Genomic DNA, 25,539 nt, shown 5'->3' with positions numbered 1-25,539 from the left:
GATCAACAACAACGTGGAGACAGCAGATGTTCAACAGGCTTCGGACGATAACTTTCGCAGTCCTTTCAGTGCTGGCGGCGCAGGTGTGCGCCGCGCCGGTCACGCTCGACGTGACGGGCTGGAAGGGCGGCGGCGCCGAGCCCGCCAGCATGGCGGCGCTGATCGCAAAGTTCGAGAAGGAAAACCCCGACATCAAGGTCAAGTTCGAGTACATGTCGCGCAACGACACGACGACGGTCGTGTCGTCGCGGCTGCAGGGCGGCAACGGCCCCGACGTGTTGATGGTCGATCGCGAGCTGATGCGGCAGTGGCAGGGCGCGCATCAACTGCTGGACCTGAGCGGCGAGAAGTGGGTGCCGACGATCTGGCGTGGCGTGCGTAACCACACGCAGATCGGCGGGAAGACCTACATGCTGCCGATGGAACTGGTCGGCATCGGCCTGTTCGCGAACCTCGACCTGTTCAAGCGCGCGGGCATCGCGACGGTGCCGACCGACGCCGACCAGTTGAAGGCCGCGTGCGGGAAGCTCGCGGCGGCCGGCATCACGCCGATGCTGCTGCCCGCGAAGGAAGGCTGGGCGCCCGCGGCGCTCGTGATCGCGTCGGGGCTCGCCGCCGGCGGCGGCGACGCGGATGCGCGCGCCGAGTCGTTCGTCGGCGCGGGCAGTGCGCGCTTCGCGGCCGATCCGGCGTTCAGGCAATCGATGGCCGCGCTGAAGGTGCTCGCGGACGCGAAGTGCTTCGTACCGCGCCTGAACAATGGCGTGAGCGCTTGGAGCACGGGGCTGACCGAGTTCCAGGCCGGCCGCGTTGCGATGATGCCGCAGGGGGCGTGGAATATCGCGAAGTTCAGCGCGACGAAGGGACTGTCGTTCCAGTTCGCGCCGCTGCCGGCGCTCGTGCCCGGTAACGGGCCCGTCGCGCTCGACATGCTCGGCACCGCGTGGGCGATCAATGCGGCGTCGCACCAGGCCGACGCCGCGAAGAAATGGCTCGCGTTCTGGGCGCGCTCCGACAACGACCGCCAGTTCCTCGACGCGGAAGCCGGGTTCAGCCCGTTCGAAGGCGGCACCGACGCGATGCCGCCGCAGGCGCAGCCGTACGCGGCCGCGCAGAAGAACGGGCACGTCGTGCTGTATCCGAAGGGCGTGTGGACCGGCACGTTGTTCACGGCGATCTGGAATTCGATGTCCGCGTATTTCCTCGACATCGGGCAGGACCCGGCGAAGCTGCTCGCCCGTTGGGATGCGGCCGCGCGATGAACCGTCCGTCCGCTGACATTTCCCGTGCCGCGCGAGGTCGCGCGGCACGGTTCGACGAAGGAGGCGCACGATGAAGCGCAACCGGACCTTGCTGTGGTGCGCCGTGCCGGCGCTCGCGCTGTACGCGCTGCTGAGCCTGTATCCGCTGTTCAAGGCCGCGCGGATGAGCCTGACGGATTTCTCCGGCGTGGGCGACGCGCACTGGATCGGGCTCGCGAACTACGCGGCCGCGTTTCGCGATCCCGCGAGCCTGCATACGCTCGTCGTCACGTTCGCGTATGCAGCGATCGTCGTGATCGTGCAGAACGGGCTCGGGCTGCTGTTCGCGGCGCTGTTGTTCTCGCTGCCGCGGCTGCGCGGCGCGTTGCGCGTCGGGCTGCTCGTGCCGAGCATGTTCTCGGCGGTGATCGCCGGGTTCGTGTGGGAGTACCTGTACTCGCCGCTCGGCGGCGGCATCAACGAACTGCTGCATCTCGTGCATCTCGACGCGCTGCAGCAGGTGTGGCTCGGCGATCCGTCGGTCACGCTGCCGGCCGTCACGGCCGTGCACGTGTGGATGTATGTCGGCTATTCGACGGCGATCTTCCTGGCCGGCTACCTGAACATTCCGACGGAGCTGCACGACGCGGCGAAGCTCGACGGCGCGAATGCGTGGGTACGCTTCACGCGCATCGACCTGCCGCTGCTCGCGCCGGCGTTCACCGTGAACATCACGCTGAGCACGATCGGCACGCTGAAGACCTTCGAGCTACCGCTCGTGCTGACCAACGGCGGGCCGGACGGCGCGACGACCACGCTCGGGCTGCAGATCTTCCACAGCCTGTTCAACGACTACAAGTTCGGCTTCGCGAGTGCGCTGTCGATGATCATGCTCGCGATCGTCGTGGTGGTTGCCACCACCCAGAACACGATCCTGCGCCGCCGGGAGGACAACCTGTGAACGTCATCCGTCAACGCTTTCATGCGGACCATCCGTCCGCCGGCACGTCGGGCGGCGGGCTGCGCGCGGGCACGCTGCTGCGCCGCGTGCCGGGCCTCGCGCGGCTGGTGGCCGCGATCGCGATCGTCGCGATCGTGCTGCTGCCGACGATCTACATGGTGCTGATGTCGCTGCGCACCGGGGACGACATCATCGCGCGCCCGCTCGGGCTGCCCGATCACGTGTTCTTCGGCAACTACGCGGCGGTGTTCACGCAGATGAACTACTGGCGCAGTGTCGCGAACACGATCGGCATCACGCTCGCGGTCACGTTCCTCGTCGCGCTGCTGTCGTCGCTCGCGGCGTATCCGCTGGCGCGCGTGAAGGGCCGGCTGTCGACCGCCGTCTACATCGTGCTGACGCTCGGCCTGACGATCCCGATGTTCGTCAGCCTGACGCCGCTGTACGTGCTGTTCCGCGACCTGCACCTGCTCAACACGTATCTCGGCGTCGTGCTCGCGTACACCGTGCAGAGCCTGCCGCTCGGCGTGTTCTTCTACACGAGCTTCCTGAAGCGCATCCCGCTCGAACTGGAAGAGGCGGCGGTGATGGACGGTTGCAGCCCGCTGCAGGTGTACTGGTACATCGTGCTGCCGCTGCTGCGCCCGATCACCGGCACGCTCGCGATGTTCGTCACGCTGTCGGTATGGAACGACCTCGTCTATCCGTTGCTGTTCCTCACCGATTCGTCGAAGTTCACGATCACGGTCGCAGTGTTCCGCTTCATCGGCACCAACGACATCGATCCGACCAAGCTGTTCCCGGCGGCCGTGATGGGCACGCTGCCGCTGCTCGTGCTGTTCTTCATTCTCCAGCGCAGGATCGTCGCGGGCATCACGGCCGGCGCGGTCAAGGGGTGACATCATGAATCCATTCGAATCGCTCGACGGCCGCGTGGTCGTCGTCACCGGCGGCGGCGACGGCATCGGCCTCGGCATCGTCGAAGTCCTCGCGTCGTGCGGCGCGCGGGTTGTCGTCGCGGAGAAGAATGCCGCGCGTGCCGACGTGGTGCGCGAACGGCTCGACGGGCGCGACGCGCTGTTCGTCGAAACGGATGTCGCGGATCCGGCGAGCGTCGCCGCGCTGTTCGAGCGCGTGGACGCGCACCACGGCCGGCTCGACGGGCTCGTGAACAACGCCGGCATCACGCTGCACGGCCCGTTCGACGCGTTCTCGCTCGACGACTGCGACCGTCTGTACCGCACCAACCTGCGCGCGATGTTCCAGTGCGCGCAGCTCGCGGCGCCGCGCATCGCGCGCGCCGGCGGCGGTGCGATCGTCAACATCGCGTCGAATCACGCGGGTGCGAGCGTGCCGGGCTTCGAGATGTACGCGGCGACCAAGGGCGGCATCGTCGCGATGTCGCGTGCGATGGCGACGAGCCTCGCGCCGCAGCGCGTCCGCGTCAACACGCTGAGCCCCGGTTTCACACTGAACGCGCCGATCGGCGCGGCGCTCGAGCGCGATCCCGCGCTGCTCGACGCGTATCGCGCGCTGCATCCCGCGCAGCGCATCAACGAGCCGGCCGATATCGGCCGCATCGCCGCGTTCCTGCTGTCGGATGCGGCGATCGGCATCGCCGGCGCGGATCTCGTCGCCGACAACGGCATGTCGGCACTGCTGTTCAACCGCACCCGTTCCTCCACATGAAGATCACCGAAATCGAAACATTCGCGGTCGCGCCGCGCTGGCAGTTCGTGAAGGTCAGCACCGACGAGGGCCTTGCCGGCTGGGGCGAGCCGATCGTCGAAGGGCGCGCGGCGACCACGGCCGCCGCCGTGCACGAACTCGCCGACTACCTGATCGGCCGCGACCCGCGCCACATCGAGGACCTGTTCCAGGTCATGTATCGCGGCGGCTTCTACCGCGGCGGCCCGATCCTGACGAGCGCGATCTCGGGCATCGAGCAGGCGCTGTGGGACATCAAGGCGCGCGCGCTCGGCGTGCCCGTCTACGACCTGCTCGGCGGCCCCGTGCGCGACAAGGCGCGCGTCTATGCGCACGTGAAGGGCGACACGCCGGAGGAGATGGCCGCGAATGCGCGGCAGCTCGTCGAGGCCGGCTACACGGCGCTGAAGATGGGCGTCGTCAATGCGACCGACTGGATCGAGTCGCCGGCGGCGATCGATCGCGCGGTCGCGCGCTTCGGCACGGTGCGCGACGCGATCGGCAAGGAGGTGGGGCTCGGCATCGACTTCCACGGCCGCGTGCGCCGGCCGGTGGCGAAGGCGCTTGCAAGGGCGCTCGCGCAGTTCGACCCGATGTTCTACGAGGAATTGCTGCTGCCCGAGCACAACGACGCGTTGCGCGAAGTCGCGCGCGACTGCGCGGTGCCGCTCGCGACCGGCGAACGGCTGTTCACGCGCTGGCAGTTCAAGGAGTTGCTGCAGGAAGGCGTCGTCGACATCGTGCAGCCCGACGTGAGCCATACGGGCGGCATCTGGGAGCTGCGCAAGATCGCGGCGATGGCCGAGGCGTACGACGTTGCGGTGGCGCCGCATTGCCCGCTTGGGCCCCTGACGCTCGCGGCGTCGCTGCAGATCGATTTCTGCACGCCGAACGCGTTCATCCAGGAGCAGTCGACCAATGTGGCCTATCACGACGACAACGCGATGTACGCGTACACGCGCGGCATCCCGTTCGCGTTCGACGCGGGCTATGTCGCGCGTCCGGATGCGCCGGGGCTCGGCGTCGAGATCGACGAGGAGAAGGTGAGGGAAGCCGCCGCCACGGGGCACCGCTGGCGCAACCCGGTGTGGCGCCGCGAGGATGGCTCGGTCGCCGAATGGTAAGCGGCACGAACGGACGAGGAGAAACGCAATCATGGCAAGTGTGTCGCTCAAGCAGATCCGCAAGCGTTACGACGACGGCGCGGATGTGATCAAGGACGTCAGCCTCGACATCGAGGACGGCGAATTCATGGTGTTCGTCGGCCCGTCGGGCTGCGGCAAGTCGACGATGTTGCGGATGCTCGCGGGGCTCGAGGAGATCACGTCGGGCGACCTGCTGATCGACGGCCGCCGCGTCAACGACGTGCCGGCCGCGAAGCGCGGGCTCGCGATGGTGTTCCAGAACTACGCGTTGTATCCGCACATGACGGTGTTCGAGAACATGGCGTTCGGGCTGAAGCTCGCGGGTGTCGATGCGGCCGAGACGCGCACGCGTGTCGGGCAGGCAGCCGAAGCGCTGCGGCTGTCCGCGCTGCTCGATCGCAAGCCGAAGGCGCTGTCGGGCGGCCAGCGGCAGCGCGTCGCGATCGGCCGCGCGATCGTGCGCAAGCCGGGCGTGTTTCTCTTCGACGAACCGCTGTCGAATCTCGACGCGGCGCTGCGCGGCGGGATGCGGCTCGAACTCGCGCGGCTGCATCGCGAACTCGGCAGCACGATGATCTACGTGACGCACGACCAGGTCGAGGCGATGACGCTCGGCGATCGCATCGCGGTGTTCAACGGCGGGCGCATCGAGCAGGTCGGCTCGCCGCTGTCGCTGTACGAGCAGCCGGCGAACCATTTCGTCGCATCGTTTCTCGGTTCGCCGTCGATGAACTTCCTGCCGTGCCGCGCGCACGGCGGCGCCGATGCGCCGCGCTTCGACGTGCCGGGCGGCTCGCTCGCCGCGGCGCCGGACGCGTCGCGCACGTGGCCGGCGGGTTCGCTGCAGCTCGGTATCCGGCCGGAGAACCTCATGGTCGGCGCGCCCGGCACAGGGCTCGACGGCCGCGTCACGCACGCCGAGCATCTGGGTGACGCAACGATCGTCTATGTCGAGCTCGCGGGTCACGACCGGCTGCTGTCGGTACGGCAGAACCGCGACGCCTACGCAGTCGCGTCGGGGCAGCCGGTCGGCGTACGCGTCGACATGCGGCACGCGCACTTCTTCGACGACGCCGGCCGCGCGCTCTGAGTCCGGCCCGGCTGGCAGGTTCCGCCCGCCGTACCGGCGGGCGGCCGAACGCATGCATAAAAACAGAATTTCGATGACGACAGTAAAACTGGTACAGGGCGCGAACGCGATCCTGGGTGAGGGCCCGCTCTGGTGCGAACGCTCGGCGTCGCTCTACTGGATCGACATCAAGCGCACCGCGCTCTATCGCTACACGCCCGGACACGGGCAGACGGGCTTCTGGCTGCTGCCGGAGCTGGCCGGCTGCGTCGCGGGCGTCGACGACGGGCGGCTGCTCGTCGCGTTGAAGAGCGGCCTGCACCTGTTCGATCCCGCGCACGGCACGCTCGAGCGGCTGGCCGACGCCGCGCATGCACGGCCGTCGCTGCGCTACAACGACGGCGCGGTCGACGCGCGCGGCCGCTTCTGGGTCGGCACGATGGCCGACGACGGCGACGGCCCCGGCGATCTGCATTGCTTCGAGCATGCGCATGCGTCGCGCGTCGCGGTCGCCGGTTTCGCGTGCGCGAACGGAATGGGCTGGAGCCCCGACGGCGCGACGATGTACGTGACGGATTCCGGCCGCCGCACGATCTTCGCGTACGACTTCGACGTCGCGGCCGGTCAGTTGTCGAATGCGCGGCCGTTCGCGACATTCGGCGATGCGCGCGGCGTGCCGGACGGGCTCGCGGTCGATGCGCAAGGCGGTGTGTGGTCGGCGATCTGGGACGGCTGGCGGCTGCATCGCTACGCGCCGGACGGCGCGCTCGACAGGGTCGTCGAGATGCCGGTGCAGCGGCCGACCAGCGTCGCGTTCGGCGGCGCCGATCGCGCGACGCTGTTCGTCACGTCGGCGTCGGTCAACGTGAGCGCGGACGGGCTGCTGCGCGGGCCGCTCGCGGGCAGCCTGTTCGAGACGCGCCCGGGCGTGGCCGGGCTCGAACAGCATTGCGTCGCGCGTGCGTGGCTCGGCGAAGCGGTCGCGGCCGCGCCGCGTTGAACGAATAAACGGGCGGGCGGTTAGCGGCGCCGCGCGTCGCGCGGACGCACCGTCGATTCGCGTACGACGAGCCGTGCTTCGAGCATCGTATGGGGCTCCGGCGACTTGCCCGCGAGCGCATCGAGCAACGTCGTCATCGCGACTTCGCCCGCGCGCTCGGTTTCGGTGTCGATCGACGTCAGCGTGGGCGACGTGAGCTTGCCGAGTTCGAGGTTGTCGAAGCCGCACACGGCGACGTCGTGCGGGATCGCGATGCCGAGCCGTTCGGCTTCCTTGATGAAGCCGGCCGCGATCATGTCGTTGTAGCAGATCACCGCATCGGGCGGCTCGGCCGACAGCATCACCGACGCGCACACGCGCTCGCCGTCGGCCACCGTCGCGCGCGGCACGCTGAACGTACGCAGCGGCAGGCCGGCGCGCGCGAGCACCTGCTCGGCGCCGGCGCGGCGTTCGTCGTCGCCGCGCGCGTTCGGCAGGCTGATGTACGCGAAGCGCTGGTACTTCTCCATCAACAGGTGCTGGCCGAGCATCTCGCCCGCGCGAACCGGATCGGAGTAGAGCGTGAGCAAGCCGTCGCGCGGCGCGGAACCGACCGCGACCACCGGCTTGCCGAGGCTCGCGGTCCAGCGCAGGTCGTCGTCGGGCATGCTGGTGTTCAGGATCAGCCCGTCGACGCGCCGGCTCAGCTTCGTCAGCGCCGGCCGTTCGCCCTTGCGGTTTTCATCGGCATCGACGATCAGGACGACGAAATCGTTGCGCTGCGCGATCCGGTTCACGCCCTTGACCATCGCGGTGAAGTACGGGTTGAGAATGTCCTGGATCACGACGCCGACCGCGCCCGTCTGGCCGGTGGCCATCGAGCGCGCGAGCGGGTTCGACTCGTAGTCGAGTTGCGCGATTGCTTCGGCAATGCGGCGCTCGACGTCAGGCGAGAAGCGCTTCGTCTTGTTGATGAACTTCGAGACGGTTCCGATGGAGACGCCGGCAGCGGCGGCGACTTCGTTGATCTTGGCCACGATGAAAGTGAGTGTCAGTGCATTTTGCCGGCGAGCATAGCATGCGCACCGGCGGTGGCGACCGTGCGGCGGCATCGCATGCGTGCCGCGCGACCGGACTCGGTAGTATCCCTTGGAGGGCCAGAATTTTCTTGAAAAAGCGCAATCGCGCGTCGACAATGAAAGCGCTTTCCCACTTCGCGAGCATAGCACGCGTGCCTTCCGTTCGAGATGCAACGGAAAACGACGCACGACCACCGCCGCGATATTTTTTTGCTTTGAAGGGAAAGCGTTTTCCCAAATCAGACGAGACGTCAACGAAAAGCAGGAGGAGATCTAGATGCGACAGTATGGGTGGATCGCGGCGCTGGCCCTGGCGGTGCCGGCCGTGGCGCAGGCGCAATCGAGCGTGACCGTATGGGGGCGCGTCGGCGGTGACGTGCAGTACCTGAGCGGCGTGCAGAACGGCCCGCATTCGACGGGTTCGCGCTTCTCGGAGGGTAACGACTGGGGGACGAGCATCCTCGGCATCACCGGCAAGGAGGATCTCGGTGGCGGCAACCAGGCCGTGTTCTGGCTCGAATCGTCGATCAACGCGGCGAACGGCAACTACGGCGGCGGCGTGCTGTTCCAGCGCGGCGCGTGGGTCGGGCTGAAGAACGAGCGCTACGGTTTCCTCCGGCTCGGGCAGGGCTCGTTCATCAACAGCTACATCTGGTCGTACGATCCGCTGCTCGAGGAGAACTATTCGGTCGAGTCGCTGACGTCGTACCGCAACGGCCCGAAGCTGTCGAACGGGATTCGCTACGAATCGCCGAAGTTCGGCGGTTTCTCGTTCGCGCTGCAGGCGAACCTCGGCAACAGCTCGAACGGCTGGCTGCGCGGCTCGCCGAACAACGTGAACGCGACTGGCCTGTCCGACGGCGCAACGGTCGCGTACACGCACGGCGATTTCGAAGTGCGCGCCATCTGGAACGAGATCCGCAACCAGTACGGCCGCGAGGACAACCTGTTCACCGCATCGCAGGAAGCCTTCATCGGCGTGCGGCAGCGCTTCGGCCCCGCGCTGGTGCAGCTCGGCTATACGCGCTACAGCGCGCCCGACACGCCGGCCGGCCTGTCGCGCACCGCGAACTACTACTGGGGCGGCCTGACGTACGACGCGACGCCGTTCCTGCATCTGCAGGGCGCCGTCTATTCGATGAAGATCGACGCGGGCCAGTGGACCGCCGACCACAGCGGCGAAGGGCGCTCGACGATCCTCGGGCTCGGCACGATGTACGACCTGTCCAAGCGCACGTTCCTGTATGCGACGGCCGCGCACGTGTTCAACAGCGCGAACGCGAACCTGGGCGTGAACCCGCAGTCGCCGGGGCTCGGCAACGGCAGCGGGCTCGGTGCATCGCCGATGCCGGGGCATGGGCAGACGGGCATCTACGCGGGGATCGAGACGCTCTTCTGATCCACGCATGAATCATGCGGCGAGCCACAACCTTCAAACAGAGGAATCCTATGCAAGATGCAACGCCACGCGCCGATGGGCAATCACCGTTGCCTCACCTGATCGCGCTTGACTGGGGCACCACGTCGCTGCGTGCGTACCTGATGGCGGATGCGCGCACCGTGCTCGACGAGCGCGCGGCCCCGAAGGGCGTGATGCAGATCGGTGGCGCGGGCATTGCGATCGCCGGCGCATGCGATGAGGCGTTCGAGGATGTCTGCGGTGCGTGGCTCGGCGCGTGGCCGGACTTGCCGGTGGTCGCGGCCGGCATGGTCGGCAGCGCGCAGGGCTGGCGCGAGGCGCCGTATGCGGAGGTGCCGATCGATGCGGCGCGGCTCGGCGCGTCGCTGCAGCCGGTGCGTGCGACGCGCGGCGTGACCGTGCATATCGTGCCGGGGCTGATCCAGCGCGGCGCGCTCGCGAACGTGATGCGCGGCGAGGAGACGCAGATCGTCGGTGCGTTGCATGCGCGCGGCGCGGCGCACGATTCGGCGCCTGCCCGGTGGATCGGGTTGCCGGGCACGCATTCGAAATGGGTCGCAGTGCGCGGCTCGCACATCGAGCGCTTCCGCACGTTCATGACGGGCGAACTGTACGCGCTGCTGTGCACGCACAGTCTGCTCGGTCGCACGATGCGGCCGCCGGCCGCGTTCGCGCGCGACGCATTCGAACGCGGCGTGCGCGCCGCGCAGGCCGGCCATGCGACGGGGCTGCTCGCGACGATCTTCGGCAGCCGCGCGCGGCTGCTGGCTGGCGAACTGGCGGCCGACGAGCAGCGCGACTACCTGTCCGGCGTGCTGATCGGGCACGAGCTTGCAGGACTCGCCGCGGAGGGCGACGGGCCGGGCGCCGACACGGGCACACGTGCGCCGCGGCCGATGCTGATTGGCGATGCCGCGTTGTGTGCGCGTTACCGGCACGCGGCTTCATTGTTCGGCTGGCCGCCGGTGGACACGATCGACGGCGCGGCGGCAGCCGGTTTGTGGGTGCTGGCCGAGCGGGCAGGGCTGTTGCCCGCGGCAAGCGAGAGGGCACCGGGTCGTCTGGACGAACCGGCTGCCGGAATGGGCGGCCGGCATGCGGAACGACCAGCGGTCGACCCGATGCCGGATCGCGAATGCAATATTTCGGGAGACTGACTTTGAAACACTGGAAGATTGTCGTGGCGCCGCTGATCGGCGCGCTTGCCGCATGCGGCGGTGGAGAATCGGCGGATGGCGTGGCGGGGCAGCAACTCGCCGCTGCGCCCGCGGCTGGACGGGCGGACGGCGCGACGCCGGGCACGCTGCACGTCGACTGTTCGCTCGGCTCGACTGGAACAGGCTCGCCCGCGACGCTCGGCACCCCGGCGAATCCGATCCATGATCTCGCGACGCTGAACCGGATCGTGCTCGCGCCCGGCACACACGTGCGCTTCAAGCGCGGCACTACCTGCAACGGCAGCTTTACGCCCGCACCGGGCAGTACCGGCGCGGCCGGCGCGCCCATCGTCGTCGACGCGTACGGCGACCCGAAGGCATCGCGCCCCGTGATCGCGGCCGGCTGTGCCGATACGGCGGCCGACCCCGACCAGTCGGTCACCGAGCAGCACAAGACGCCGGGCGGGTTCAGCGGCTACTACTCGCTGTGCAAATCGGATAACCCAACCGTGAACCGCGCGGCGATCTACCTGTACAACACGCAGTACTGGGAGATTCGTTCGCTGGAGTTGACCAACGATGCGACGACGCCAGGCGGTCGCCTCGGGCTGTACGTGCGGCTCGAGGATTACGGCACGGGCAGCCACTATGCGGTCGACGACGTATACGTGCATCACGTTCGCGGCTATCTGAAGGACGTCGCGGGCAATACGGTCGGCTCGTACAAGACGACCGGCGGGATGCTGTTCGAGGTGACGCGCGACAACGAAGTCGTCGGCACGAAGGAGAAGCCGACCAGGTTCGACGACATCGCGGTCGAGAACAGCGAGATCTACAACGTCGATGCAGTCGCACTGTCGACGCGATCCGCGTGGATGTGCCGCGAGGGCGGTGCACCGTGCGGAGACTATCCGCCGTACAAGGGCAATCCGGCCTACCTGACGAATCCCGCCACGCAGGCAGCGTCGGATTATTTCCCGATGACGCGTGTCGTACTCCGCAACAACCTGATCCACAACGTCGGCGGCGACGGCATCATCGTGCGCACGGCGACCGCGCCGAAGGTCGAGGCGAACCACCTGTACGACATCTGGATGCGTGCACCGGGCAACAGCGCCGGCGCCTGGGCGATCAACACCGACGATGCGCTGTTCCAGTACAACGAGGTCAACGGCGTGCGGTTGCAGAACAACATCGAGGCTGGCGACGGGATGGCGTTCGACGCCGATCTCGGCACGCGCAACACGCGCGTGGCCGCGAATTTCAGCCACGACAACGACGGCGGGCTGATGCTGTTCTGCGGATGCGGTTCCGACGGGCTGGGTCACACGGCGCAGGAGACGGGCGCAATCGTCGAAAACAACCTGAGCCTGAACGACAAGCGGCGGATCATTTCGGCAGCAGGATCGGCCGATTCCGTCGTGCGCGACAACGTGGTGATCACGCGCACGCCGGGGCTGGTGACGCCGATCGTCGAGAACCTCAGCTATGCGAACGCGTTCCAGGTGACGGGCAACCGCTTCTACAACGCATCGGACAGTGGCGCGATCTTCCGGACGAAGAATCCGCAGGGTAGCTACGCGAACATCGTGTGGAGCGGCAACGCGTACTTCGGTTATGCGGCCGATCCCGAGTTCACCGGGCCGAACTATCGGCACGGCGCCCAGCCCGATACGGTGCTGCCGTTCGCGGGACAGGACGTGGATGCGGTCGCCAGCGCATGGTCGAAAGCCAGCGGGTTCGATACCTACAAGTACCGCGCGCCGCACGCGCGATGACGGCACGGGCGCCGGCGTCGCCGCGCGGCGCCCGCGTCGTCCGGTCGCAGGCAGGCTGCCCGCCCGCTTGATCGTCGTCAACATCCGAATCCGTCGCCGGCCGATGATGGTGACATGGCCGCGCGCGATATCGCACGCGGCAGTTCACCCCAGCGAGGTTCGCATGTACGAAAAGATCATGGTGGCCGTCGACGGCAGCGCTTCGTCGAAACAGGCGCTTGCCGAGGCCGTGAAGGTGGCGCTGGCGGGCGATACGCACGTCAGCGTCGTGTATGTGGTCGACAAGTCGGTGCTGTTCACTTATGCGGGCCGTATCGATCCCCACGCGCTCGTCGAGGAAATCCGCGACGACGGGCGCAAGGTGCTGCGCGAAGCCGAACAGATCATCGCGCTGGCCGGCGCAAACGGCGAAGCCGAACTCGTCGAGACCGAGAGCATCGGCGAGGATATCGCGGAGCGCCTGCAACGTTACGTGAAGGAGCGCGGCATCGATCTCGCGGTGGTCGGCACGCACGGGCGGCGCGGCATCCGGCGCGTGCTGCTCGGCAGCGTCGCCGAGCGCTTCGTGCGCGGCTCGAACTGCCCGGTGCTGCTGATTCGCGGCGGCGACGCCGACGAGCCGGCGGTCGTGGCAGCGTAACGCGGCGAGCGCGCGATGATACGCCGCCAGTACCGCATCGTCGTCGCGGCGATTGCCGTGTTCGTGTCGCTCGCGGGGATGATGGCCGTCGTGACGGGGCTGCTGTTCGACGAAACGATGGCGCTGCGCGGCGGCGCGATCGCGTTGATCGTCGGCGTGGCCGGCTTCGTCGTGATGCTCAATCCGGGCGCGAAAGGGGAGGAGTGACGCGGGAAGGCGCATCTCTTCTTGAAGGAATGCGCGCAGGCACTATAGTGCTCGAAGAACGACAACAACAACGCGAGCGCGACAACAATGAAAACGAGGGACCTTTGTGCCGGGATCGATTTTGAAGTTAATTTGGCTTCGCTCGATCCGCGGCGGTACATGAATTCGCCATGTCGCCTGCGCGTGCCCGACGGACCTGTTCAAGCGCTGTCTTGAAGCCATCAGAGCCCCCCGAGCGCCGTTTTTCCCGGACGATGTCGATTGTCGATACTCGGCCGCACGCGCTTCTGTCAAACTGGCGCCCATGAAACCGCGCCTCATTTCACCGCCATCCCCCGATTCCGCGCCTGCGCCCGCAGGCTTTCCCGACGCCGACGAACTGGCCGCGCTGCGTGCGTGGTATGCGGGCATGACCGTGCGTCAGGCCGTCGAGCGCTACTTGCCCGATCGCCTGGGTGAGGGGCGATCGGCGCGCGGTGTGATCGGCGCGATTCGCCGTCGCCTCGTGCGCGTCGCGCGGCAGGCCGGTCGGCCCGATCTCGCGGAACGGCTCGGTCATTCCGACGGTGAGCGTTTACGGGAGGCGAAAGCGGCAACCGAAGCGATCGGCCTGCTGCGTCATGCGCGTGCGCCATTCCCGCAGATCAGCGACGACGTCGGCCTGTGGCTGCCTGCGCGCGCGGTCGTCGCGCTGCGTGCGCACGGCATCGCGACGCTGGCCGACCTGACGGTGCGGATTCCGCGCCGGCGCCAGTGGTGGAGCGCGATCGCGGGCCTCGGCGTGGCCAGCGCACGGCGCATCGAGGCGTTCTTCGCCGCGCATCCGGACCTGACCGAACGGGCGCGCGCGCTGATCGCCGCGACGCCGCGCGGCAGCATCGTGCCGTGGGAACAGCTGAAGCTGCCGCACGAGGTCGACGGTTCGGCCGGCACGTTCCGCGCGCCGCGCGCGACCAGCACGCTCGACGCGGACAACGACTACGCGGCCGTGCATGCATGGCTGTCGCTGCACGAATCGGCCGCGACGCGGCGTGCATACCGGAAGGAGGCCGAGCGGCTGATCCTGTGGGCAATCGTCGAGCGCGGCCGCGCGCTGTCGTCGCTGACGACCGAGGATGCGGTCGCGTATCGCGCGTTCATCCGCCGCCCGACGCCGCACGAGCGCTGGGTCGGGCCCGTGCGGCCGCGCGGTGCGCCCGACTGGCGGCCGTTCTCGGGTGCGCTCTCCGCGCGCTCGGCCGCGTACACGCTATCGGTGCTCGGCGCGCTGTTCCGCTGGCTGATCGAGCAGCGCTACCTGCTCGCGAATCCGTTCGCGGGCGTGAAGGTGCGCGATACGCGCGGCGCGAACGCACTCGATACATCGCATGCGTTCACCGAAGGCGAGTGGCTGCTGGTCCGCACGATCGCCGACGGGCTCGAGTTCCGCAAGCGCACGGCTGACGGTGCGCCGCAGGCGGGCTGGACGCCGGCTGCCGCGCAACGGCTGCGCTTCATTCTCGATTTCGGCTATGCGACCGGGCTGCGCGCGAGCGAGCTGGTTGGCGCGACGCTCGGCGGCATCGAGACGGACGCGCACGGCGACGCGTGGCTGAAGGTGATCGGCAAGGGGAGCAAGGCCGCACGCGTCGCGCTGCCGCCGCTCGCGCGCACGGCGCTCGACCGCTATCTGGTCGCGCGCCGGCTGCCGGTCACACCGGTGCGCTGGCGGCCCGATACGCCGCTGATCGCGAGCCTGGCGGAAGACGAGGCGGCCGCGATCACGAGCGTGCGGTTGTGGAAGGTGATGCAGCGATTCTTTGCGCAGACGGCCGAGGCCGTCGAGGCCGATAACCCGGCGCTCGCGCAGAAGCTGCGCCAGGCGAGCCCGCACTGGATGCGGCATACGCATGCGACGCACGCGCTTGCGCGCGGCGCGGAGCTGACGACGGTGCGCGACAACCTGCGGCATGCGTCGATCTCGACGACGTCGATTTATCTGCACGGCGACGATGTGAAGCGCGCGCGGCAGATGTCGAGTGCGTTTGCCGCCGACAAGTAAGCGGATGGCGCGGCGGCGCTTCCGCTCGTTTGCCCGAGCCGGTCAACCGGCGGCCGCGCCGTCGCGTTCCGCCGCCACGCGCGCGAGCCATTCCGCGTAACTCGATGCGACGTGCTCACGCAGCTCGTCGTCATGCCACACGCGGATCACCTGGCCGATCACGCCGCCTTCCGCGGGATCGAGGTCGAGGCAGAGATGATTGCCACTGCCGTCGTGCGTGAACGGAATCCACTTGAGGTTGTACCAGTCGTCGCGGATGCCGGCATCGGGTTCCGACGTCATGCCGTCGAAGTCGCCGCCGGAAACGAGTTTCTGCCAGATCGACCATTGCGCGACGATCTCCTGCGCGCTGAGCAATGCGTCGCTTTCGGTGAAGACGGCGTCTGGGTCGGCTTGCCCGTCGTGCAGCCGGAGGCTCTCGATCACGTCATCGGGCAGCGTCGAACCCAGTGCGGCATGCAGTTCGGCAAGCACATGATCGTCGGCCGGCCCGTTCAGGCCGCCCGGCAAGCTGGCGGGATGCGCGGCGATCGCGTGTTCGATGCGGGTCCACGCGCCGCGAACATCGGGCGTCGCGGTGCCGGCAACCGGTGCGTCGGGGTAGGGTGCGGTCTGCGGCGGTTGCGCCGGAACGTTCGCGGGGTCGTCCGGCGTCACGGCGGTGGGCGATGTGCGCGTGCCCGTACCGTCCAGCCGCAGAAACAGAACGGGCGTCCCGGCCGGCAGCACATCGACGCCCGCCGGGATCGCGACGAGCACATCGGCTTCGGCGATACCGCGAATCGGCCCGTCACCCTGGAACGGCAGCAGGCGGACTCGCGCTTCGCCGCGTTCGGTTGCGGACAGGGTGCCCCATCGCATCCCGTTGCATTCGGCATCGGGTGCGATGTCGTGCGCGGTCAGCGCGGTTTCCCAGTATGGTCCCGGCGCCGCAACATGTTCCAGCAGATCGAGCACGTGCGGGACGATCGCGTGCATCAGCGCGGCGACGCCGCTCGTATGGCCCGGCAGATTGACCAGTACGGCCTGGTCGTAGCTGACGAACGCTTCCGTGCGGTAGACGGAGCCATCCGGCCTGGTGGATTGCACGGTCCACTTCGTCGGCGGCGAACGGTCGTCGCTCCGTCCGACATTGAACCGGTCGCCGGGTGTTTGCTTGATCCCGATCGTCTCGCGACTGTTCGAGTACATCGTCTGCGCATTCAGGCCGCGAATCTCGAACGGTGCACCAGCCGGCAATCCGGCACCGACAATCAGGTCGTAACGGCCGGAAAGCGCGCCCAGCCGTTGCTTGAATTCCCGTTCGTTGCGTTCGACCTCGGACGACCACGGAAACGACGAGGGCAACGGCAGGATCTCGACGGCCGGCACCTCGTAACCCCATTGCCGCAGCACCGCACGCAGATACGGCCCGATCGAGTCGAATCGCTGCCAGGGTTCGCGTGCGTGGCCCGGCGGCACGCTGTCGTAGCCGGCGATCACGACGCCGATACGCGGCCGCTTCGTGACGGCAATGTCGCGCACGCCCGCCGCGATCAGCACCGCCTGCCGTGCGGGCGTGATCCGCATCCCTTTCGCGAGCAGCACCTGTCCTTTCCGAAATTCACTGCCGACGGCGACCACGTGCTGTCCGGCCGCCAGCGGCGCATTGAACCGCAGGCGTGCGCCCGCGTTTCCGTCGATCCATCGATGCTCCGTCTTCGGCACCACCGTGTCGGCGTGATCCGGCATGGCGACGTAGGCTGGAATGCTGGCCGCTCGCCGTGGGGCGAGCGCACGGGCGGCCGGGCTGGCCGTGCGTGACGCCAGCGCGGCCAGCCCGAGTTCGCAATCGAGCTCGACGGGTTCGGCGCGGGAGGCCGTTGCCGTATCGGCCGCACGCAACGCGTAGCCGTGGCCGGCGGCAAGCGCAACGGAAGGAACGTCGTCGGGTGCGATGACGTCCTCGGCCGTGACACGCAATGCAGCGCCATCGACCGGAATCGTCTCGCTCAGCATCGCGCCGGGGACGAGATACCTGCATCGTTCGTAGGCTTGCCTGAGCCATGCGGGGAAGTGGGCGGGTACGCTCATCGAAATCCTCGTCGTGATGCTTCGGGGCACACCATTGTCCGGCCAGTCGGCCCGCGCGTCGCATCCGATGCACGATCGAAGCCGGATTTTTGTGAAGCGCTATTGGACGATTCATCGCGCCGTGACGTAACTGTCAGGTGTGTCAGGAGATTGTCGGCCGGGGAGGCGCACCTGTGCTGGAACAGGCTTTCCGTCGACGAACGGATGATGCGCCGCAGCGTATCTGCCGATGGAGCGGAACGGTCGGCGCACACGACGGTCATAAATGCTTTGCGAGGAGCAGTGAATGGCATCGAGCCAGAGCACGGTCGATTTCATCGTCGAGCAGATCGCGGCGGCCGGCGCGGTATCGGCCCGCAAGATGTTCGGAGAATACGGCATCTATTGCGACGGCAGGATGGTCGCGCTCGTCTGCGACGACCGGCTGTTCGTGAAGCCGACACCGGAAGGGCGCGCGTATCTCGGCGCCTGCGAGGAAGGCCCGCCGTATCCGACCGCGAAACCGCACCTCGTCATCGCCGGCGATCGCTGGGATGACCGCGAATGGCTGTCCGCACTGATCCGGATCACCGCCGCGCAGTTGCCGATGCCGGTGAAGCGGAGCCGATAGCGGTAGTGCGACATGCCGGCGTATTCTGTGACACATGCGCGCGACCCTCGCGCGGCAGGGAGTACAAGAATGGAGACATCCGGACATCCGCGCGGCGCGTGGCGTGCCCGCCGCGTCTGGCACGCGCTCGTTGCGACCCTGTGTGTCGGCTGGAGCGTGCTGTCGTTCGGCGCCGATGGCACGAACGGCGCGGCCGCGCTGCTCGATCGTTATCGCAGCCTCGGCGCGCAACTGAAGGACAACGCGTTTCACCGGCCGCTGGTCCTTGAATCGGCGGAGGCGTCGTCGTCGCTGAAGGGCGACATCTACGCCGTGGTCGACCATCCGTTCGCGGCCGTGAACGGCCAGCTCAACGATCCCGCGCAAGGCCCCGCGAACTGGTGCGCGGTGCTGATCCTGCACCTGAACACGAAATACTGTCATGCGTCGAGCGACAGCAACGGCCCGGTGCTCGACGTGAACCTCGGCCGCAAGATCCAGCAGAAGCTGTCGGATACCTATCGCGTGCAGTTCCGCTATCGCGTGGCGGCCGCGACGCCCGACTACTTCCAGGTCGACCTGACCGCCGACAGCGGCCCGATGGGCACGAAGGATTACCGGATCGCGCTGGAGGCCGTGCCGGTCGGCGCGTCGCGCACGTTCCTGCATCTCACGTATTCGTATGGTTTCGGCACGGTCGGCCGGATGGCGATGAAGACCTACCTCGCGACGGTCGGCAGCGACAAGGTCGGGTTCACGAACGTCGGCGCATCGGCCGCGCAGCCGCAGTACATCGGCGGCGTGCGCGGGCTGCTGGAGCGCAACACGATGCGCTACTACCTCGCGATCGACACGTATCTCGCGACGCTCGACAAGCCGCTCGACCAGCGCCTCGCGCGCTGGTTCGACGCAACCGAGCAGTATCCGCAGCAACTGCACGAAGTCGAGCGAAGCGCGTATCTGCAGATGAAAGCGCAGGAGGTGCAGCGGCAGCAGGCGGCGCGCTGACGGTGCGATCCGCCGCCGCGCCGCCCGGCGTCAGTTCGATGCGCCGCCGACGGTGCGGATGCTGTGCCATTGCCCCTGTTCGACACGGAACAGCGTGTACGGCGGCTTGATCAGGTCGCCGCGCTCGTCGAACGAAATCTTGCCGGTCACGCCGGTCACCGACACGCCCGGCAGGCTCGCGACGATCCTGGCGCGATCGAGCGAATCGGCCTTGCGGACCGCCGCGATCATCGCGAGCGCCGCGTCGTATGCGAACGGTGCGTACAGCTCGACGTCCTGGTTGAAGCGCGCCTTGTAGCGCTGCGCGAACGCGACGGCGGACGGCAGCTTGTCGAGCGCGGGGCCGGGCTCGAGATCCTGCGTGCCTTCGCCCGCGTTGCCGGCGATCTTCAGGAATGCGTTGCTTTTCAGTGCGCCGGCGCCGAACAGCTGCGCGCGGATGCCGAGCGAGCGCATCTGCTTGACGAGCATCGCGCCCTGTTCGTCGAGCCCGCCGAAGAACAGCAGGTCGACGTTGTTGCTCTTCATCGTCGTCAGGATGCCGCGGAAATCGACGGCCTTGTCGTTCGTGTATTCGCGGCCGACGATGCTGCCGTGCGCGTCCTTCACGCCTTTCTCGAAGGCGTCGGCGAGGCCCTGGCCGAACGCGGTGCGATCGTCGATGATGCCGATCCGCTTCGCCTTCAACTGCTCGACCGCGAAGCGGCCGGCCACCACGCCGCCGACACCGTCGTGCCCCATCGTGCGGAACACGTTCTTGAAGCCCTGCATCGTCAGCTGCGGATTGGTCGAGCCGGGCGTGATCATCGCGACGTTCGCCTGCTTGTAGACGGCCGACGCGGGAATGCTGCAGCCCGAGTTGTAGTGGCCGATCACGCCGACCACCCCGTCGTCGACGAGCTTCTGCGCGACCTGGATCGCGATGCGCGGATCGGCCTGGTCGTCCTGCACGTCGAGCACGAAGCGCACGGGCTTGCCGCCGATGGTCGGATGCTTCGCGTTTTCCTCGTCGAGTGCGAGCTGCGCACCGTATTGAAGATCCTTGCCGACGCGCGCGACCGGCCCCGTCAGCGGGCCGGCGAAGCCGATCTTGACGGTTTCGGGGTCGGCGGCCCGTGCGGCCCCCGCGATCGTGCCGATCGAGCAGACGGCCAGCCATACCAGCCAGTTTCGACGATGCATGATGCCTCTCCTTGCGTTGGTGGAAGTCGTGGCGCGCGTCAGAATCGCGCGGCCCGGTACGGCGTGAGGTCCAGCGGCGGTGCGCGCTGGGCGACGAGGTCGGCGACGATCCGCCCGGTGATGCCGGCGAGCGTCACGCCGAGATGCTGATGACCGAATGCGTGGATCACGCGTGCGCTGCCACGCGCGCGGCCGATCACGGGTACGCCGTCGGGCAATGTTGGCCGGAAACCGAGCCAGTTGCGCATCGGCGCGCCGAGCGACGGCACGGCTTCGCGTGCGGAGCGCGTGAGCAGCGCGACGAGCGACGGGTTCATCGGCGCGTCGAAGCCGCCGAGTTCGACGGTGCCGGCCGCGCGCAGCCCTTCGTCGAGCGGCGTCATGTAGAAGCCGCGTTCGGCCCAGCCGACCGGCCGCGTGACGACCTGCCCGGGTGCGCCGAACTGCACGTGATAACCGCGCTCGGTATCGAGCGGCACCGCGTCGCCGCACGCGGCCGCGAAGTCGCGCGAGCGGGCGCCCGCGGCGATGACGACATGATCGAACGCGCGCACCGTGCCGCCCGACTGCACGGTCACGCTGTCGCCGGCGGGCGCGATCCGCTCGACGCGCGCGCGTTCGAGCGTTGCGCCGCCGCCGGCGAGTTGCGCGAACAGCTCGCCGAGAAAGCCATGCGGATCGGAAAAATGCCAGCTGCCGACGAACAGCACGCCGCGCGTGAAGATCGGTGCAAGCGCGGGCTCGAGCGCGCGGATCGCGCTCGCGTCGAGCGTCTCGAACGGCACGCCGAGCCGGCGCCGCAGCGCGAGTGACGGTTGCGCGGCGTCGAACGACGCCTGCCGCGTGTACAGGTACAGGCATTCGCGCGGCCGCACGAACGCCGCGAGCCGCGGCGCAGCGAGCAGCGGCGCATAGCCGTCGGCGGCGCGCGACAGCAGCGCGGCCAGCGCGCTCGCGCTGCGTGCGTGGCGCGCGGGCGTCGAGGCCAGCAGGAACCGCGCGAGCCACGGTGCGCCATGCAGCAGGTAGGGCCAGCGGATGCGCAGCGGGCTATCGGCCGCGAACAGGAAGTGCGGCATGTTGCGGAACACGGACGGGCCGTTCACCGGCACGCAGCCGTACGGCGCGAACGTCGCGGCATTGCCGAACGACGCGCCCTGGCCGACGCCGGCCGGATCGAACAGGGTCACGCGATGCCCGTCGCGCTGCAGCCATGCCGCCGCGCCGAGCCCGATGAAGCCTGCACCCACGATGGCGACATTCGCCATGACGCTTCCCCTCCGGTCCACGTGATTCACACAAAGTTGCGATCAAGAATCACACAGTAATTTTTTGTGTGCAATCAAAAAGCGATTGTGTGGCGCTAGTGTTTACCCGATTCCAATCCATTGATTCAGCAGACTTTTCCGTAAGCGTTTGACGGGGCGGGGATGTCATATACAATCGCTGGGCAAGTCAAAACGGCAGACAAACGCTTTTTGTGTGGTCACGGGCGACAAATGGCATCAGACAAACTTTCAGGCGAGCGCGACAGCGGCCTGCCGGCGCAGGCGAAGCGGCCGACTTATGTCGAGGTATCGAGCTCGATCGAGGCGGAAATCCGCAACGGCATGTATCCGCCGGGCAGCCGCCTGCCGCCGCAGCGCCAGCTCGCGACCGAGCTCGGCATCAACGTGTCGACCGTGTCGCGTGCGTACAAGGAACTGCAGCTGCGCGGCCTCGTGATCGGCAGCAAGCGGCGCGGCTCGCTCGTCACCGGCGGTGCGATGCCAAGCATCGAGCCGGCTCGCGCGTCGCTCGCGGCCGGCAACGGCGTGATCGACCTGACCGTCAACCGGCCGGCCACCGGTGAATTTCTCGCGCGCCTCGCGCAGACGTTCGGCACGCTGCCGAACGACCCGCGTTTCGCCGCGTTGCAGGAATACCAGCCGCCGCAAGGCCCCGACTGGGCGCGCGCGGCCGGCGCGCAGTGGCTCGCCGCGCCCGGCTTCACGCCGTCGCGCGACCAGGTGGTCGTCACGAGCGGTGCGCAGCACGGGCTGTATGCGGTGCTGAACAGCCTGATCGGCACCGACGGCGTGATCGTCGCCGATCGCCTCACGTACTACGGCCTCAAGGCACTCGCGCCGGTATTCCAGTTCGAGATCGTCAGCGCGCCGGCCGACGATGACGGCCTGCTGCCCGACGAGATCGAACGGATCTGCCAGCGCATGCCGGTCAAGGCGATCTTCGTCGTGCCGAACCTGCAGAACCCGACCGTGACGACGATGAGCCTCGCGCGCCGGATGGCGCTCGTCGACATTGCCCGCCGCCATCACGTGACGATCATCGAGGACGATGTATACGGGCCGCTCGTGCGCGACCGGCTGCCGGCGATCGCGGGGCTGTGTCCCGAGCTGACGTTCCATATCGGCGCGACGTCGAAGATCCTCGCGCCGGGGCTGCGCCTCGGCTACCTGAGCTGCCCGCGCGACAGCGTCGCACTGTGCGCGGAAGCCGTGCGTACGACCGCATGGATGCCTGCACCGACGTCGATGCTGATCGCGACGGTATGGATCGAGGACGGCACGGCCGAGCGGATCATGGCCGCGCAGCTCGCGGAGATCCGCGCACGCGTCGATCTCGCACGGGAGCTGCTGCCGGCCGGGCAACTGAAGTCGGACCCGGCATGCATGTTCGTGTGGCTGCGGCTGCCGCCGCCCTGGCGCGCCGACGATTTCGCCGCGAACGCGAAGGCGCGCGGCGTGATCGTGATGCCGTCGTCGACGTTCGCGGTCGACCGCGCGGAAATCGAGCACGGCGTGCGCATCAACCTCGCGTGCCCGGCCACGCGCGACGAGCTCGTCAACGGGCTGCGGATCCTGTCAGGCACGCTGAAGGACCGGCCGCGCGCGCTGTTCGGCTCGATCTGACCGCGGCCAGGGCGTGAACAGGCGCTAGTCGAGCAGATCCGCGACGACGTCGACGATCCGCTGCAACAGCGCTTCGTCGTAGGGCAGCCACGGCACCGCACGCAGCGGCGACGGCGGCGGCTCGATCGCGGTATCGACAGGCTCGCCGTCGCGCGTCACGCGGCCGGTCGCGCAATGCACCGACCACGCGCCGACACGCACGTGGCGTTCGTCGATCGTGATCTTCCCTTGCGCAACCGGTTCGGCGAACACGAGCGACAGCACGTGCTTGCGATGCCGCGCCATCACGCCGAGCGGCAGATCCGACAACCGGTTCAGGCGCTGCCAGCGTTCGGATTCGAGCTCGCGCAGGCGGGCCGGGTCCGCTGCAAGCGAGGCGGTCGCCGCGCGTGTCGCATCGTCGTCGAGCGCGAACGCGGCCACGCTGACGAGCAGGTCGACCGCGCGCGCCACTTCGGAGAACACGACCGCGTCGATCTTGCCGATCGGCAGCGGCACCCAGCGCCGGTCGTGCCGGCGCTCGAAATGCAGCCGGCGCGAGGTGCCGTGGCCCTCCGTTCCGGGAAAGAGCCGCGCATCGACGAGGAAGGTTGCGCGTACGTCGCCGAATTCGCGGGCGAGCCCGTCGTCGTACGCGCGGATCGACCAGCCTTCGCGGCGCGCGACGCCGAGCAGCGGCCGGCTCGACAGCACGTGACCTTCGAACATCGCGGAATCGCTGGCCGACGCGTCGCCGTCGGCCGGCACGTAGTACTCGCGGAACGCCTGCCTGACCGGTTGCCGGAGCGTGCGGGCGACGATCGCGCGCTGCCACGCGAGCCGCTCGTCCGCGTCGGCCAGCAGCGGATGCCAGAGCCGGATCTCGCAATCATCCGCGAGGTCGCATGCGTGCCCGCTCACGTCGCGCAGCACGACCTTGCCTTTCGCGATGTCGGGGATGAATGATTGCGTCGATCCATCACGGTCGCGCGCTTGCCAGATCATCCGCGCGGAGAATGCGGCGCCGGCCGGCGCATCGACGAGCCGCTCGCGCCATTCGGCATGACCGAGCGACATCGGCTGCCAGAAGCCGGCTTCCATGCACGTGGCGAGCATCGCGAGCTGCTTCTTGTCCGGTTTCGCGTCGAGCGTCATGCGCAGTGCCGTATGCGGCCGCTCGCCGAGTGCGCGTTCGGCCGGCTTCAGGTTGCGCGCGAGCTTTTTCTGCACGCCGGCGTGACGTACGGCGGCCAGTGCGTCGCGCAGCGCACGCACGCTCTCGGGCGTCGGGATCGTCTCGACCGCGTGGCCGAGTGCGATCGCGAGCGACTGCGACGGCGCCGTTTTCGCGGTTGTCGGCGCCACGCATACGCCGGTCAGCAGCGACCCGATCAGCGGGCGCAGCCATGCTTCGTCGCGATAGGCGGCTACGCGCGCGGCGCGCGCGACGACCTGCGCGTCGTCGGTCGTGAAGGCACGATCGGCTTCGTACGGCACGGCGCCGGCATGAAGCGCGGCGACCTGTTGCGCGGCCTCGGTCAGCGCGTCGCGCGCGAATCCGACATACGCGGCGTCTTCCGCGAGCGTGACGGCCGGGTCGTTGAGGTCGAGCCACAGCCGCTTTGGTGCGAAATAACCGTCGTTCGTCGCGGCCAGTGCGAGCAGCGCGGCCGCTCCGAGTTCGGGTAGCACGTCGAGTTCGCGTACGCGAAACGGCGAATCCGCCAGCGCCTGCGCATACGCATCGCGCCGTGCGGAGAAGTCGCGGCGGCCGGCGAACCAGTCGAGCGCGTATGCGCCATAGGCGGATTTCGCGCCGATCTCGCCGTCTTCCGGTTCGCCCGCGATGCGCGCGAGCTCGGCCTGCAGCGCGGGCGACGGCAGCGCGTCGAGGCAGGGCAGGTCTTCCAGCGCGCGTCTCCATCCGCCGGGCGGAATGTCGCGGAACAGTTCGAGTGCGGCATCGGCGTCGACGAGCGGCACGAGGCCGACCGCATCGATCTGCCCGCGCAGCCAGCGTGCGAATTCGGCGCGCGGGTCGTCGTATGCGTGGTCGTGCAGCATGAGCGCGTGCTCGGCGCGACGCAGCGCCGGCCAGACCGCGCCGAGCGTGTGGGCATCGAGCGTCGACAGGTCGATCGGCGCGCCGGTGAAGCGCGGATGGTCGGCGTTGCCGGTCAGTCGCGCGACGAGCCGCGCGGCGAGATCGCGATCAGTCATGGGCGGTTTCCTTGCCGGAGGCGCGCGATGCACCGGTGCCGGCGCGGTCGGTCGTTACGTTCTGACACCATTTCGTCATCTGTACTGGTCGGGCGGCGCGGATCGCGCCGCCGAGGCCGGCTGCTGGTTCGATCGTGTGCGGCATGGGTCTG

At 68.4% G+C, this 25,539-nt stretch carries 22 protein-coding genes; 16 read left to right on the top strand and 6 right to left on the bottom strand.

Annotated elements, in window-relative coordinates; translation table 11 throughout:
- Window positions 1-26: 26 nt before the first annotated feature.
- The 7 genes from U5809_RS02735 to U5809_RS02705 all read left to right on the top strand — a co-directional run bounded on the left by U5809_RS02735 (window position 27) and on the right by U5809_RS02705 (window position 7,123).
- The gene (locus U5809_RS02735) at window positions 27-1,262 is read left to right on the top strand and encodes an ABC transporter substrate-binding protein (protein ID WP_322085392.1); all 1,236 of its coding nucleotides are present in this window, start codon (window positions 27-29) and stop codon (window positions 1,260-1,262) included.
- A 70-nt stretch (window positions 1,263-1,332) separates the two neighbouring features.
- On the top strand, window positions 1,333-2,202 hold the full coding sequence (locus tag U5809_RS02730) for a carbohydrate ABC transporter permease (RefSeq protein ID WP_166959355.1): 870 nt from the start codon (window positions 1,333-1,335) through the stop codon (window positions 2,200-2,202).
- Entirely contained in the window at window positions 2,199-3,101 is a 903-nt protein-coding gene (locus U5809_RS02725; protein ID WP_282512685.1) for a carbohydrate ABC transporter permease, read from the top strand. The genes U5809_RS02730 and U5809_RS02725 overlap by 4 nt, the downstream gene beginning before the upstream one ends.
- A 4-nt stretch (window positions 3,102-3,105) precedes the next feature.
- Window positions 3,106-3,891: an SDR family oxidoreductase gene (locus U5809_RS02720; RefSeq protein ID WP_322085391.1), complete on the top strand. Its 786-nt coding sequence runs from the start codon at window positions 3,106-3,108 to the stop codon at window positions 3,889-3,891.
- A complete protein-coding gene (gene dgoD / locus U5809_RS02715; RefSeq protein WP_322085390.1) occupies window positions 3,888-5,033 on the top strand; it encodes a galactonate dehydratase in 1,146 nt (381 codons plus the stop codon). Before U5809_RS02720 ends, dgoD begins: the two co-directional genes overlap by 4 nt.
- Before the next feature lie 31 nt (window positions 5,034-5,064).
- Window positions 5,065-6,144 (top strand): sn-glycerol-3-phosphate ABC transporter ATP-binding protein UgpC, encoded by a 1,080-nt coding sequence (locus U5809_RS02710; protein WP_322085389.1) that lies wholly within the window; start codon window positions 5,065-5,067, stop codon window positions 6,142-6,144.
- Window positions 6,145-6,217: 73 nt separating this feature from the next.
- Window positions 6,218-7,123, top strand: a complete 906-nt coding sequence (locus tag U5809_RS02705) for an SMP-30/gluconolactonase/LRE family protein (RefSeq protein WP_322085388.1) — start codon at window positions 6,218-6,220, stop codon at window positions 7,121-7,123.
- Between the two features lie 20 nt (window positions 7,124-7,143).
- Here the strand turns inward: U5809_RS02705 and U5809_RS02700 are convergent, their stop codons facing one another.
- Complete coding sequence (locus tag U5809_RS02700; RefSeq protein ID WP_322085387.1) at window positions 7,144-8,139, bottom strand: LacI family DNA-binding transcriptional regulator; 996 nt, start codon at window positions 8,137-8,139, stop codon at window positions 7,144-7,146.
- A 319-nt stretch (window positions 8,140-8,458) separates the two neighbouring features.
- Here U5809_RS02700 and U5809_RS02695 point away from each other — a divergent pair, with 319 nt between their 5' ends.
- The 6 genes from U5809_RS02695 to U5809_RS02670 all read left to right on the top strand — a co-directional run bounded on the left by U5809_RS02695 (window position 8,459) and on the right by U5809_RS02670 (window position 15,424).
- Complete coding sequence (locus U5809_RS02695) at window positions 8,459-9,580, top strand: porin (protein ID WP_322085386.1); 1,122 nt, start codon at window positions 8,459-8,461, stop codon at window positions 9,578-9,580.
- Window positions 9,581-9,630: 50 nt separating this feature from the next.
- Entirely contained in the window at window positions 9,631-10,758 is a 1,128-nt protein-coding gene (locus U5809_RS02690) for a 2-dehydro-3-deoxygalactonokinase (protein WP_322085385.1), read from the top strand.
- Between the two features lie 23 nt (window positions 10,759-10,781).
- Window positions 10,782-12,536, top strand: coding sequence for a hypothetical protein (locus U5809_RS02685; RefSeq protein WP_322085384.1), 1,755 nt, complete (start codon window positions 10,782-10,784; stop codon window positions 12,534-12,536).
- A gap of 163 nt (window positions 12,537-12,699) precedes the next feature.
- Complete coding sequence (locus U5809_RS02680; RefSeq protein ID WP_322085383.1) at window positions 12,700-13,176, top strand: universal stress protein; 477 nt, start codon at window positions 12,700-12,702, stop codon at window positions 13,174-13,176.
- A gap of 15 nt (window positions 13,177-13,191) precedes the next feature.
- Window positions 13,192-13,383 (top strand): DUF2964 family protein, encoded by a 192-nt coding sequence (locus tag U5809_RS02675; RefSeq protein WP_176050991.1) that lies wholly within the window; start codon window positions 13,192-13,194, stop codon window positions 13,381-13,383.
- A gap of 304 nt (window positions 13,384-13,687) precedes the next feature.
- Window positions 13,688-15,424, top strand: a complete 1,737-nt coding sequence (locus U5809_RS02670; RefSeq protein ID WP_322085382.1) for a site-specific integrase — start codon at window positions 13,688-13,690, stop codon at window positions 15,422-15,424.
- A gap of 42 nt (window positions 15,425-15,466) precedes the next feature.
- Here the strand turns inward: U5809_RS02670 and U5809_RS02665 are convergent, their stop codons facing one another.
- Entirely contained in the window at window positions 15,467-17,497 is a 2,031-nt protein-coding gene (locus tag U5809_RS02665; protein WP_322085381.1) for an SMI1/KNR4 family protein, read from the bottom strand.
- Between the two features lie 286 nt (window positions 17,498-17,783).
- Here U5809_RS02665 and U5809_RS02660 point away from each other — a divergent pair, with 286 nt between their 5' ends.
- Both U5809_RS02660 and U5809_RS02655 read left to right on the top strand, forming a co-directional pair.
- The gene (locus U5809_RS02660; RefSeq protein WP_322085380.1) at window positions 17,784-18,107 is read left to right on the top strand and encodes a TfoX/Sxy family protein; all 324 of its coding nucleotides are present in this window, start codon (window positions 17,784-17,786) and stop codon (window positions 18,105-18,107) included.
- A gap of 69 nt (window positions 18,108-18,176) precedes the next feature.
- The gene (locus U5809_RS02655) at window positions 18,177-19,094 is read left to right on the top strand and encodes a hypothetical protein (RefSeq protein WP_322085379.1); all 918 of its coding nucleotides are present in this window, start codon (window positions 18,177-18,179) and stop codon (window positions 19,092-19,094) included.
- A 30-nt stretch (window positions 19,095-19,124) separates the two neighbouring features.
- Here the strand turns inward: U5809_RS02655 and U5809_RS02650 are convergent, their stop codons facing one another.
- Together U5809_RS02650 and U5809_RS02645 are read right to left on the bottom strand one after the other, a co-directional pair.
- Entirely contained in the window at window positions 19,125-20,276 is a 1,152-nt protein-coding gene (locus U5809_RS02650; RefSeq protein WP_322085378.1) for a branched-chain amino acid ABC transporter substrate-binding protein, read from the bottom strand.
- Between the two features lie 38 nt (window positions 20,277-20,314).
- The gene (locus U5809_RS02645) at window positions 20,315-21,544 is read right to left on the bottom strand and encodes an NAD(P)/FAD-dependent oxidoreductase (protein WP_322085377.1); all 1,230 of its coding nucleotides are present in this window, start codon (window positions 21,542-21,544) and stop codon (window positions 20,315-20,317) included.
- 231 nt (window positions 21,545-21,775) lie between these two features.
- On the opposite strand from U5809_RS02645, the gene U5809_RS02640 reads away from it, so the two are divergent.
- Complete coding sequence (locus U5809_RS02640; RefSeq protein WP_322085376.1) at window positions 21,776-23,188, top strand: PLP-dependent aminotransferase family protein; 1,413 nt, start codon at window positions 21,776-21,778, stop codon at window positions 23,186-23,188.
- Between the two features lie 24 nt (window positions 23,189-23,212).
- Here U5809_RS02640 and U5809_RS02635 read toward each other — a convergent pair whose 3' ends face one another.
- Entirely contained in the window at window positions 23,213-25,387 is a 2,175-nt protein-coding gene (locus tag U5809_RS02635; protein WP_322085375.1) for a DUF4132 domain-containing protein, read from the bottom strand.
- Window positions 25,380-25,532: a hypothetical protein gene (locus U5809_RS02630; RefSeq protein WP_322085374.1), complete on the bottom strand. Its 153-nt coding sequence runs from the start codon at window positions 25,530-25,532 to the stop codon at window positions 25,380-25,382. Before U5809_RS02630 ends, U5809_RS02635 begins: the two co-directional genes overlap by 8 nt.
- Window positions 25,533-25,539 lie beyond the last annotated feature (7 nt).

Source organism: Burkholderia sp. BCC1999, assembly GCF_905339975.1.
Classification (GTDB): Bacteria; Pseudomonadota; Gammaproteobacteria; order Burkholderiales; family Burkholderiaceae; genus Burkholderia.
This window is presented reverse-complemented; position numbering and strand designations above follow the sequence as displayed.